Annotated in this window: 15 protein-coding genes and 1 pseudogene; 6 read left to right on the forward strand and 10 right to left on the reverse strand. The window is 40.7% G+C overall.

Going from position 1 to position 10,009, the window contains the following annotated elements; genetic code table 11:
• Positions 1-103: 103 nt before the first annotated feature.
• On the reverse strand, positions 104-511 hold the full coding sequence (locus tag AC5590_RS17880; RefSeq protein WP_169264865.1) for a hypothetical protein: 408 nt from the start codon (positions 509-511) through the stop codon (positions 104-106).
• A gap of 74 nt (positions 512-585) precedes the next feature.
• Positions 586-990 (reverse strand): single-stranded DNA-binding protein, encoded by a 405-nt coding sequence (gene ssb / locus AC5590_RS17885; protein WP_169264866.1) that lies wholly within the window; start codon positions 988-990, stop codon positions 586-588.
• 242 nt (positions 991-1,232) lie between these two features.
• On the opposite strand from ssb, the gene AC5590_RS17890 reads away from it, so the two are divergent.
• Positions 1,233-2,426 carry a hypothetical protein gene (locus AC5590_RS17890; protein ID WP_169264867.1) on the forward strand — a complete coding sequence of 398 codons (1,194 nt, stop codon included), beginning with the start codon at positions 1,233-1,235 and terminating at the stop codon, positions 2,424-2,426.
• A gap of 19 nt (positions 2,427-2,445) precedes the next feature.
• Here the strand turns inward: AC5590_RS17890 and AC5590_RS17895 are convergent.
• The 4 genes and pseudogenes from AC5590_RS17895 to AC5590_RS17910 all read right to left on the reverse strand — a co-directional run.
• A pseudogene (locus AC5590_RS17895) lies at positions 2,446-2,617 on the reverse strand (IS701 family transposase); the annotation flags it as partial.
• Positions 2,618-2,978: 361 nt separating this feature from the next.
• Complete coding sequence (locus AC5590_RS17900; RefSeq protein WP_169264868.1) at positions 2,979-3,977, reverse strand: bifunctional DNA primase/polymerase; 999 nt, start codon at positions 3,975-3,977, stop codon at positions 2,979-2,981.
• A gap of 304 nt (positions 3,978-4,281) precedes the next feature.
• Positions 4,282-4,491 (reverse strand): hypothetical protein, encoded by a 210-nt coding sequence (locus tag AC5590_RS17905; RefSeq protein ID WP_048870748.1) that lies wholly within the window; start codon positions 4,489-4,491, stop codon positions 4,282-4,284.
• A 93-nt stretch (positions 4,492-4,584) separates the two neighbouring features.
• Positions 4,585-5,334, reverse strand: coding sequence for a hypothetical protein (locus tag AC5590_RS17910; RefSeq protein WP_169264870.1), 750 nt, complete (start codon positions 5,332-5,334; stop codon positions 4,585-4,587).
• Between the two features lie 299 nt (positions 5,335-5,633).
• Between AC5590_RS17910 and AC5590_RS17915 the strand changes: the two genes are divergently transcribed.
• The 3 genes from AC5590_RS17915 to AC5590_RS17925 are packed head-to-tail and all read left to right on the forward strand — an operon-like array spanning position 5,634 to position 6,662.
• Positions 5,634-6,098: a helix-turn-helix domain-containing protein gene (locus tag AC5590_RS17915; RefSeq protein WP_169264871.1), complete on the forward strand. Its 465-nt coding sequence runs from the start codon at positions 5,634-5,636 to the stop codon at positions 6,096-6,098.
• A complete protein-coding gene (locus AC5590_RS17920; protein ID WP_169264872.1) occupies positions 6,077-6,469 on the forward strand; it encodes a hypothetical protein in 393 nt (130 codons plus the stop codon). Before AC5590_RS17915 ends, AC5590_RS17920 begins: the two co-directional genes overlap by 22 nt.
• A gap of 46 nt (positions 6,470-6,515) precedes the next feature.
• Positions 6,516-6,662: a transposase gene (locus AC5590_RS17925; RefSeq protein ID WP_370460713.1), complete on the forward strand. Its 147-nt coding sequence runs from the start codon at positions 6,516-6,518 to the stop codon at positions 6,660-6,662.
• A gap of 92 nt (positions 6,663-6,754) precedes the next feature.
• On the opposite strand, the gene AC5590_RS17930 is transcribed toward AC5590_RS17925, so the two are convergent.
• From AC5590_RS17930 to AC5590_RS17945, 4 genes are all read right to left on the reverse strand, one after another.
• Positions 6,755-7,126: a hypothetical protein gene (locus tag AC5590_RS17930; protein ID WP_169264874.1), complete on the reverse strand. Its 372-nt coding sequence runs from the start codon at positions 7,124-7,126 to the stop codon at positions 6,755-6,757.
• A gap of 79 nt (positions 7,127-7,205) precedes the next feature.
• Positions 7,206-7,451, reverse strand: a complete 246-nt coding sequence (locus AC5590_RS17935) for a Pb-reticulocyte-binding protein (RefSeq protein WP_169264875.1) — start codon at positions 7,449-7,451, stop codon at positions 7,206-7,208.
• A 34-nt stretch (positions 7,452-7,485) separates the two neighbouring features.
• The gene (locus tag AC5590_RS17940) at positions 7,486-7,848 is read right to left on the reverse strand and encodes a DUF6876 family protein (protein ID WP_169264876.1); all 363 of its coding nucleotides are present in this window, start codon (positions 7,846-7,848) and stop codon (positions 7,486-7,488) included.
• Between the two features lie 118 nt (positions 7,849-7,966).
• Positions 7,967-8,218, reverse strand: a complete 252-nt coding sequence (locus AC5590_RS17945; RefSeq protein WP_169264877.1) for a hypothetical protein — start codon at positions 8,216-8,218, stop codon at positions 7,967-7,969.
• 563 nt (positions 8,219-8,781) lie between these two features.
• On the opposite strand from AC5590_RS17945, the gene AC5590_RS17950 reads away from it, so the two are divergent.
• Both AC5590_RS17950 and AC5590_RS17955 read left to right on the forward strand, forming a co-directional pair.
• Entirely contained in the window at positions 8,782-9,195 is a 414-nt protein-coding gene (locus AC5590_RS17950; RefSeq protein ID WP_171978420.1) for a hypothetical protein, read from the forward strand.
• Positions 9,196-9,343: 148 nt separating this feature from the next.
• The gene (locus AC5590_RS17955) at positions 9,344-9,979 is read left to right on the forward strand and encodes an NYN domain-containing protein (RefSeq protein ID WP_211178418.1); all 636 of its coding nucleotides are present in this window, start codon (positions 9,344-9,346) and stop codon (positions 9,977-9,979) included.
• The last annotated feature ends 30 nt before the right edge of the window (positions 9,980-10,009 follow it).

A 10,009-nucleotide genomic window follows, 5' to 3' on the forward strand; every position in this document is an offset into this window, starting at 1 on the left:
TCAAATAGTGGTTTTTTCTCCTGGATTTCTGTAAAAAAAATAATGCTAGTACAAACAAGCCAACCTGTCTGTACTAACACTATCGGTGAAATTCTAGAACTCATTAAAAAGGTACGTCTTCATTCGTGGAAGTGATGTTTTCTTCGACCAGTTCCTTTGCAAATTCAGGTGTTTCAGGTTTGGGAGAATTACTACTAGTTTGGGTTAGTTCGTTGATTGGTTGTGCTGTGACAAAGTTTTTAATGACGAATGTGGTAATCTTTTCTTTGTATTCACCCCGATTATCAACTTGTAAATCAAGATACCCTTCTGCTGTCCCGTGTATACCTGACCCTTGCTCGTTGATAACGACAGCAGGTACACCCAAAGAACGGTATGGTACTTCATCAGCGACTACTCCTTCTCGGGAACGGTAGTAGAATTCGGCAATACCGAACGCAATTAAGGAACCTTCCTGATTGTGGGTTTGATTGACAGACTTAATTCGTACAGTGCTAGTAGCATTAATCATGTTCGTGTGGTTTGTAAATTTAGTAGATAGTTTTTCGCCTACAACGAATACTGCGTAGACGAAAAGTACTTTTTTTAGAAATTGGCGTTAGCGATTGGCTTTGCCACTGCCCCTTGGGCGATCGCCATGTCGTTTGATGTAATAGATGTAGATTCTTCCTTACGGGGTGAACCTAATAACTCGATAGTGTTAATGGTAATTACAGGTTTTTGTCGCATGACGTTTGAATTCTTATCTGCCCAACGGTCAAATCCAAACTCGCCAGTTATCGCAATCTGGGTTCCTTTACGAACGTAATTACCAATAACTTCTGCTTGCTTTCCCCATGCTACAAGGTCAAACCAAAGGGCTTGTTCGCTTCTATAGGGAGGTCTGACAGCGATGCTGATACTGGCTTTAACAGCACCTGACTCGAAATACTTTAGCTCTGGCTCTTGTCCGCATCTGCCAACCAGGATGACTTTATTGATATAGTTCATAATCGTGAAGATTTATATACTTCTTTGGTTTTTTGCGTTAGCAATTGTTCCTGAGCAGGTTTATGATTTTGACGAGTTGTTTTTCTTTCAACCACACTTTTGTTGTTCCAAACGTATAGATGATTTCTCTTTATGTTTGTTTTCCTTAAAATCGTAGTTTTTACTAAGGGACGAAAAGGTTGCCTGTGTTATGTTGGTATGGCTAGAAGTGCTATTTATCTGACAAATCTAATTAAGTATTCATGTCTGAGTATCTTCTTCTAAAGCGAATTAATATTTGTAAGTTGATTCTTTTGGCTTTGATGTGGATACAATCTGATGAAGACAGCCAGCTATCACTTACTCCTGATTACTCATCCCCTTTGCAAGTAGAGAATCTGACTTGGTTAGGGGAAACTTATGTAAAAGAGGATGTTGAGCATTTTTGTGATGTTTCCAACACCGTGAGAATAGGTGTGTGGGGAGAAATTCTAGAACTGAAGTTAGTAGACTTAATTGCTGATTTACCTAAGAGTTTGCACGATGCGTCATGGTTTGCTTTATTGGCAATTAATATGATGCTGGTGGATAAAGAATTAAATGGAGTATATGTACATCCACAAGATGAGTATTTTGCACGAACTATTGCGCTTGATTGCTTAGTGCAATTGGGTGATTCTTACTTAGCGAAAGGTCATCCTTATTTAGACTTTCCTTTATCATTGGAAGAAGCGAAATCTCTACTACCAGTTGATAGAAGACAAGAGTTAGAAATCGAGCTAGAAAAGTTTCTTATTGACACTTATGAACACGATTTTGAAGATGATGCACCAGATATTAACCAGTTTTCACCCATCTATTTGAAAGAGGTTTTCAAAGATTTTTTTGCTAATTCTGACTGGCGGGGTGATATTGACCAAGAAGCAGTTGCACAACTGCAACAGAAGTACGGACCAGAGTACTCTCAAGCTGCATATTCGATTCAAACCAAGGATCATGAACGTTGGGGTTATACCCTTGTTTTTCTCAAACACTTTATCGGTCTAGACTCCAGTTTTCTAGAAAGCCGGAGTGATTTATTTGTTAACGGTGAATCTGAAGAAAGTGATTTACCTGACTACTTTTGTATCAAGTCCGATTTAGAACGCTGGCAAGACCGAACAGTTGTCTTATCCCGATTGGTACATACCTTGGTTTATTTTTTGCTAGTAGCAGAAAATTATCATCCCAGTCATCTAGAAAATTTGATGACTATTCCAACTTCTGAGCGAAGAATATCAAATCTGCAAGCTTGTTTGGGTGTAGCTGCTTATAGGAGTGGTTATTATATGGCTGCCCGTGGTATTCCTGAATCAGAAGTCGGTCGAAGCTGGCTTTTAGATAAAGCTTTCCCTAATCTGCGTAGCTTTTATCAATGTGGTCGGTTGGAAGGAAAAAATGTTGGTGTCGGACAGTAGTCGCTACAACGGAAGAAACCACGGTATTTGAAGCTATCTGAAATAGGTTTTTTCTCTCGCTTTCTCCCAATAACCCCCCGTGGAGGATGTCTAAACTCTCTTTTTTGCGCTTTATGAGTAAACACATCATCAAACCGTTGACACCATTTTTCAAAGCAAGGAGGCATGGCTACGGGAGTTGTCTGTTTCATCGAGAGTTAATTTGACGTGAAAGCTATGCTGGAAAAGCATTATAACCTTTTTTCTTTCTCGGTTTTGTTTAAGTCCCGATAGGACAACATATACTTCAAAGCTATAAATCGAGTTCAAAAACCACAAAATTTAAGTACAACAAGCAACCTGGTTATTGTGGTTTATTTGTACGCGATGGGCGAAGCCCCGCCAAAGGCGATCGCGCTTTAGAACAGTAAAAACTAAGTAATAAGGCGAAGCTCCTGCGGAGCCGCTGCGCGAACACTCCATCACTCAATTTTTAGCTAAAAATGCTTTTGAACCATGTAGCTAACTTCTGGGTTGGTTCATTTTCGTTGGGCTGTATTTGACTGTTCATGATTAAGAAAGATTGGCGAATCTAAACAAAGTACGGATAGTGATGCCAGTTTTGCGGAACGACTTCCATTTATAGGCGCATTCGCCTGGTTTGTATTTAGGTGATAGCTGGCTCCAGGTGTCCCATGCTTCAAAAAGGATAGGACTAACACTATGGAGTGCCATTCCAACTTGAATCCACGAGTGGTAATCATCTGCAAATTGCGGGTGGATGACTTCGAGTAGTACAAGTGCGGTTTGGATATTGTTTTCGATTGAGGGTATTAAGTGAGCATATCTGTCTGTTCCATATCTACAGTTATATTTTTCTTGAGGTAGGTTAAATTTTCTTGTTTTCTCCTGTTTGACGAGCATTTGAGCAATTAGCCAGTTAGGAGATTGATGTACTTCTATCTCAGATGGACTACAGCCAGGAAGCCACTTGTATTTTCTGCCGTCTGGATGGTAGGAAGGGGGAAGGATTGAGGCTAGGTTTTTGCCTCGGAACTCTAGGTGTTCGTCTTTCCCAGTTTTGATTCTGCAAGATTTTACTTTCTGAGCTTCTGAACCTGGGATGAGGTATAAATGTTGGCTTCGGTAATTTCTTCCAGAGGTAAATGCAACCGTAGGAGGAAGATATTGGAGTGCACGTTCGTGCAGCGACTCCACAGAAGTATCGTGGGCAGTGTTAGGTGTTAGCTGGTCAAGTTCTTCTGGTTTTTGATGTTCGTTAATCTGAATGATTTGTCGCCAGGAGGTTTCCCCGTCGCAGTCAATTGCTACCAGATATCCTTGAGGATGATTGGGTCCGCATACCAAGGCGATGCCAGTGGGGACGATGTATCTGTCATTTGTCCAGACTTTGAAGTGGTGACGGATAAGTTCGGCTTGTAGCTCTTTGGGAGAGTGAGTGTTTTTCTGCCATTCTTTTCCCAAAGGGCGTTTACCGAACGTGGGGACAACTTGCCATTCTTCAGGTAACTCATCTAAAGAGGAGATAATCTGACGGATTTGAGCGTGCATGAGATCATAAAAATTCTTATCACATGACTCATGCAGCATGAGCGTTAGTGCTTGTAGTGATTTGATTTTTGTAGGTGATTCTTCGTCAGTTATACGATGTTTATTTGTGAACTGATCGAATTCAAACTCAATTTGACGTTGAGCTGAGACGGGCGCATATTCGGAAATTAAGGCTGAAAACAATTAACCTGCAAAGGGTTTGATAATTTGCTACTTCCTTATATGCAAAGCCGTTGTGGATAACGAAAAATCAAGCATTTTCAACGCCTTTTTCACATCGCCCTCGGCTCAACGTCTACAGCACTTACCGATGACCAGCTTCAATTAGCTTGGCAAGAATATTTTGATCAAACGCTTTGATACTTGATACCAACTGTTGCCAGTGTTGCCATTTTTCATGTGAGTAGGCGTGGTTCGGATCAAAGTTACAAACTTCGCAGAATTTCTTAAAGTCTGCGTTCCAATGAAAAGTGCAAATTCCTTCTAGTAAATAATTGATTTTTTGGTTGTCCATAGTTGATTGATATTTCGGTTTATGATTGTTGGTTCTACGCTAACCTTTGATTGAGGGCATACTCTACGTCGATTTATTTACGCGCTATGTGCTTTATCTACCATTACCTGCAGAAACTGCTGTTGAGTTGATATATTTCTCAAAATTTGAAACTTTCCAGTTTAATCCATGAACGCGATCGCCTATATTTGGTTTAGATGATACTCCATCGCACAACAGACAGTTTTCACACTGAATTCTGTCGTCTTCAGTATTACGACAAAGAATTTCATTAGACATCAAAGGAGCATTAGGAGCAGTAATTCTAAAAGTTCTCCAACCCCTGATTTGAGCTTCTTTCGCTTCAGCTTCGCTTTCTACCGAAGCCATTAAATATTGTTGCCAACGAGTATCGCAATATCTCCATTGATGGGTATATCCAGTGTATTTTTGAGATGCAAAAATAATCGGCTCCCACACTTCAATTGGTATTGCTGTCGGGTCTCCATAAGAGCCTATTCTAATGGGATAGCGATATCGTTTCAAAACTTCTATCTCGTGAGTGCTAAATTTTGGATAAGTCCCAGTTGCATACTTGCGGTAAATATTATTGGTGGGTAACAAGTTTACGTAGCAGCTACCCGAATGACTCAACTTTAAAGGGCAGTTACCGCAAATGCCTATGTCTAAACCATTTTTGGCAGCATCTGTGGGGACAAATTCTTGTTGCAAAATCCAAGACTGAATTAATCGTCCAGTTTTACGATTGGATGTATGGAAAACAAATCCTGTCAAAATCAGAACTATTGGTGAACCGTTAATCAAAGATGCTCCTTCCCAAACAATGTAGCTATTTTGTAACATAGTGATGACAGAATCTGATTGAATTTTTGTGAATTGATTTTTTTTGAATTAATGAAGAGTTAACCAAACTTGTGACACTAAAAAGGGGAGAAACAATATTTTCTCCCCTTGTTTTGACTTTATTCTTCAACTTGTCATTAGGTGGTGAAAGAGTTTAATTAATCAGAATTGAAGCTTCGCGCCAGACAACTCACATTTTATTGACTTCATTAACATTCACTCTCTCCACTTTTTTGAGATAAGTAGGTCAACCTAAAAAAACGTAAGATAGGGAGAAGACAGCAATAAAGTGATAACCGATGCCTGCGCCGCTAAGAATAACGCTGACCTGTGAAGAAGACCGTACACTCAAAGAACTCAGTTGTGCGCAACGAGTGCCTTCAAGAACTAAGCAAAGAGCGATTGCCTACGGCAGAGCTTCGCTTAACGCTTTAAGACTAAACGCTTACGGTTGGAATGTTCCAAAGATTGCGCAGTACTTAGATTGGGCAGAGCAAACAGTGCGGCAAACGATCAGTCGCTGGCACAAACATGGTTTGGGAGGACTGTGGGAAGCGCCCGGACGTGGAAGAACACGACGTTGGAACCAGGCCGATTGGCAGGCACTAGAGCAGTGGCTTGCAGAACCACGGCGATACAGTGCACGGCAGTTGAGCCAGAAACTAGCGAGTGAAAGACGAGTGGAACTGGGAGCCGAACAAGTCAGACGGGTATTAAAAAAAAAGGGTGGTACTGGAAACGGGTGCGTTACAGTCCGCCTGTAACCCGAAACCCAGAGTATCTCCAAGCCAAACGCTTGGATTGGGAATTACTCAAGCTTTGGGCACAATTAGGCGTTGTGTATTTGAAGTACCTGGATGAATCTGGTTGCTATTGTACTAGTCCCACAAGTTACAGCTACGGACGAAGGGGAGAACAAAAATGTATCCGGCAACCACGCCGACGGGGTAGGCGTGTCAACATCTTCGGTGTTTGGGAACCGAAGGTTCGTTTTGATTATGCCTTAATGGTTGGGACACTCAAGACACCAACCTATGTGCAACTAATGGACTGGCAGGCAGCAATTGCTAAACATCGCTTGCATAAAACAGGACAAATCACCGTCATCATTCACGATCCCGGCGTCTGTTCATAAAAGCCATCTTGCACGTCAGCACCATCAACGATGGCAACAGCAGGGTTTGTACATCTTTTTTCTGCCGCCTTACAGCCCTCAAATGAATCGTATTGAAGATGAATGGTTGCATCTCAAACGTGACGAGCTTGCATCTCGAGTTTTTGAGGATGAATATGAACTAGCGTTAAGCGTTTGCGTAGCGCCCCCTTAGGGGCTAGCTCTGCCGTAGGCAATCGCCATTATTGAGGGTATAGAAAATAGAGCCGTGCAAGGTCAGTTTCAAGTTGAACGTTTTATGTTTAATTAGGTTGACCTACTTAGAAGATTAGCACTTATACGTTCAGCATATTCTTGTCTACGTTGCCAAGACATTCGATCTTGCACTATCAAGTCTTCAAGGCTTTTACCAAACTTACGGTTAGCGTATTCAAGCAATTGTTCTAGGGAGTATCGCTTTTCTTCAAGTTTGCCAAAATCACTTGCAAAGCGTTCTTTAAAATCATTCCAATTGAAAGTTTCTTTGAGCGATCGCTTAGCGACAAGGCCACAAAGAGAGCGAATAGAATAGTAAACTTTTGAATATACACGTTCAGAGTAGTTGTTAACGGCATACTCACCTAAGATTGAATCATCAATTGGTTGAAAAGCAAGAGTAGAAGATTTACGTGATGCCATACAAAATACTCCAAAAACTTCATGAACAACAGGGCGTTAGCCTACAGATTGGCTGCTATTTACGTATGTAAAGATAAATTCACCACCAAGCTGAATCATCGCAGTCAGCCATTAAGTCTTTGTTCTCGCAGTGTTGCTGGTAATCAATCTCCAGTTGTTGCAAGTCTGCATCCATTGCTAGTTTTTGTACTTCCAGCATTATTTCTTTTAAATGCTTTTCTTTACTTACACCTGAATAGTAAATCTTGATAAATTTGTCAGCTTTGCCTATGAACATTTCAAGATTAGTAACAAATGTCTGTTCAAAATCTATCGCTTCAATCATTATTTTTATTCCAGTCAAAATTGGATGGTTGACATTAGTACTCATTTGGTAACATCAAAACTCTCTGAACCAGGTAAAGTTTGATGCTAGATAGTGAGAAGTCCGTGTACTCAAGTTCTTGTCGTAGAATCTCCTTATCTGTATCCCATTCACAAATCAAAGTGCCTGATTTTCCCTTGACTAACAAATGCCAAATCTGAAAATATTGCAGCTTGGTATTAGACAAAAAAGTCTGAGTTTGATGCGAGGCAATTGCATCTATTAGCCAATAGGCTTCGGCAGTATCAGCGAGGTATTTAACTCCTTCTGTAAACCCGATGCCTAGCCAATGTTTGTAAATAATATCCGAACCAATAAATTGCTTGAGATCAGCAGTTATTTCATCCGGCTTTTTCATAATGTTTTGCTCCTAATTCCTTTCATTTGTTTCTTAGGCGTTAGCCATGAGCAAATAAATTTTGGTGAAGGAAGTATCACCAAAACTAAGTGGTTCTTATTGATTGCAAATAGGATATTTATCGCGTGAAAATTTCTTGAACTGCTACCAAATCTTCTTCAACCAATTCTTCGCAGTATCCTCGTGGAGAATCTAGAACGACTGTGTAATTCCAGGTACTTCCTGAATAATCATCGATTCGCAGTCCTGTAACTTTGCCTGTCGCCCATTCTTGGGGATTACAATTGCTTTTGATTGCAACGCGCTGTTCAAAAGTATATTTAGGTGAGAGCGCTTGATTGTGAGTGAAGGTGATTGTTATGGTGTTCATGGTTTATTTAACGCAACCTTGGACGTCAAAAGATAAGATTCATCGCTCACCTTCCGGCGTAAGCCGCTTGAATCTTATGTTTAAGAATGTTAACCTGTTCTACTATTTTTTATTTTCTTTGATGCGAATTAGAGGGTTTTACCCCTGATTCGCCAGCAGTATCCTTGTAGGCATGGTTTGCGCACAACTAGAAGTCATTGACAACTCTTTAGTTTTCCTGCGCCATCAAGAATAGCGGTTATCTCGTAGGTTTTGGACACTTTTCCCAGATGGTGCTTTGTGAATAGGTAATAGGTTGCCATTATTTACCTCTTGTTCCCAGTCGAAGATGATTTGATTTACATTTCCCTTTTTAAAGTAGAGGTTTTTATCAATGATGGCTGCGATGTGGATGACACCGTGTTCTTTGGAATAAACTTGTGTGTTTGGTTGTAACCATTCAGGATGCGTCGTCAGACAAAATTACCTGCTTGCTATTACTTAGCAGGCTGGCGTTAGTCAAAGTGGTGGTTTTTGTTATTGCGGTAGATACTGTTAATAGTTATGTCTAAAAAATTTGCATTATGGAACCAATACAAAAGCAGCAGGCTGAATTAATTATCCAGCAAGCTCTCAAGGAAAATTTTACCGATAACGAGAAAGTTGTTTATGATGATTTCATTGTCGAAGCTGGGGTGAAAAACCCAGCCGAGATGAATGAGACAGATGTTGACACCCTAATTAGATATCTTCATGCTTGCGAAGCATCTAATGAATTTGTTATTAATGTAATAAATCGTTTGACGCAAGTCGCTCCTGCTTATGTCATGACGAAGCTTCTCAATAGCGATAATGACGGAGATGGTGTACCTTTGTACCAAGAATTGCAGCTTGGGACAAAGGCTACTGAATTTGACACTCCTTCTGAAATAGCAGTTGCGGGGCACAGGCAATATCAGCAGTTTTTTCCAACTCAGAATAGTGATGTGGAGTTGTAAGTATAACCCAATGTGGTTGCTCCCAACTGCATTAGTTTGTTACCTTGTCAACTATCTTGAGTTATAAAATACTTATGGAGCATTGAGTGGAGGTGCATGATTTAGGATATGGTTCTTATGGAGAAAACAAGAGGATTTTTGGGAATTAATGCCAACCTCTCGTGACAAAGATATTGCAGTTTTATTACTGGATGCTGAAAATCTTCAATTGACGGCAGATATGGAAGCGTTTTTGCAGTCGCGATGCTCTTACCAAATCACTTGTAAAATAGCGTTTGCTAATTGGCGGGTGCTGGGGAATACAGACCAATTATTGCATGAACGAGGATATGACCTCATCCAAGTGCCAGGTGCAAAGGACGCAGCAGATGGGAAAATGATTGCTTTTGGGTGTCAGTTGCGCGAATTTTATCGTAAAGCCAAAGCGGTATTTGTTTGTTCATCAGATGCTGTAATGCTAAGTCTATGCAATTGCTTGCTGCAACAAGGATTAGAAGTCTATCGGGTGGTGAGGCATGATAACCAGGTTAAAGTGTCGAAATACCCAGAAAATGGGGTAGCGGTTTTTGGTCAACCAACTGCAACCGTACTAGTTACTACTCAAACTGATGACCCCAACCGAGCGGTAATTGAACGGCAGTTAGTAGATATTATTCAGGATGTTGGTGCTGACAAAAAATCCATTGCCTTATCGGATTTGGGTCAAGAATACTTGAAGCGTAACGGTGAGGCAATTACCAAAGCGTTGACTCGCTTGAAACTAGTACAGCACGGCGTAAGTTAACCAGGTATTACTGTGGGAGAATGAGTAATT

It is taken from the genome of Brasilonema octagenarum UFV-OR1 (assembly GCF_963888615.1).
Classification (GTDB): domain Bacteria; phylum Cyanobacteriota; class Cyanobacteriia; order Cyanobacteriales; family Nostocaceae; genus Brasilonema; species Brasilonema sennae.

Bases quoted from the DNA above. Each gene is read 5' to 3' on its own strand.
- AC5590_RS17890 (WP_169264867.1), top strand. From the start codon at position 1,233: ATGTCTGAGTATCTTCTTCTAAAGCGAATTAATATTTGTAAGTTGATT.
- AC5590_RS17900 (WP_169264868.1), bottom strand. From the start codon at position 3,977: ATGCACGCTCAAATCCGTCAGATTATCTCCTCTTTAGATGAGTTACCT.
- AC5590_RS17880 (WP_169264865.1), bottom strand. From the start codon at position 511: ATGATTAATGCTACTAGCACTGTACGAATTAAGTCTGTCAATCAAACC.
- AC5590_RS17910 (WP_169264870.1), bottom strand. From the start codon at position 5,334: ATGTTACAAAATAGCTACATTGTTTGGGAAGGAGCATCTTTGATTAAC.
- AC5590_RS17935 (WP_169264875.1), bottom strand. From the start codon at position 7,451: ATGATTGAAGCGATAGATTTTGAACAGACATTTGTTACTAATCTTGAA.
- AC5590_RS17905 (WP_048870748.1), bottom strand. From the start codon at position 4,491: ATGGACAACCAAAAAATCAATTATTTACTAGAAGGAATTTGCACTTTT.
- AC5590_RS17945 (WP_169264877.1), bottom strand. From the start codon at position 8,218: ATGAACACCATAACAATCACCTTCACTCACAATCAAGCGCTCTCACCT.
- ssb (WP_169264866.1), bottom strand. From the start codon at position 990: ATGAACTATATCAATAAAGTCATCCTGGTTGGCAGATGCGGACAAGAG.
- AC5590_RS17915 (WP_169264871.1), top strand. From the start codon at position 5,634: ATGCCTGCGCCGCTAAGAATAACGCTGACCTGTGAAGAAGACCGTACA.
- AC5590_RS17940 (WP_169264876.1), bottom strand. From the start codon at position 7,848: ATGAAAAAGCCGGATGAAATAACTGCTGATCTCAAGCAATTTATTGGT.
- AC5590_RS17950 (WP_171978420.1), top strand. From the start codon at position 8,782: ATGGAACCAATACAAAAGCAGCAGGCTGAATTAATTATCCAGCAAGCT.
- AC5590_RS17955 (WP_211178418.1), top strand. From the start codon at position 9,344: ATGCCAACCTCTCGTGACAAAGATATTGCAGTTTTATTACTGGATGCT.
- AC5590_RS17930 (WP_169264874.1), bottom strand. From the start codon at position 7,126: ATGGCATCACGTAAATCTTCTACTCTTGCTTTTCAACCAATTGATGAT.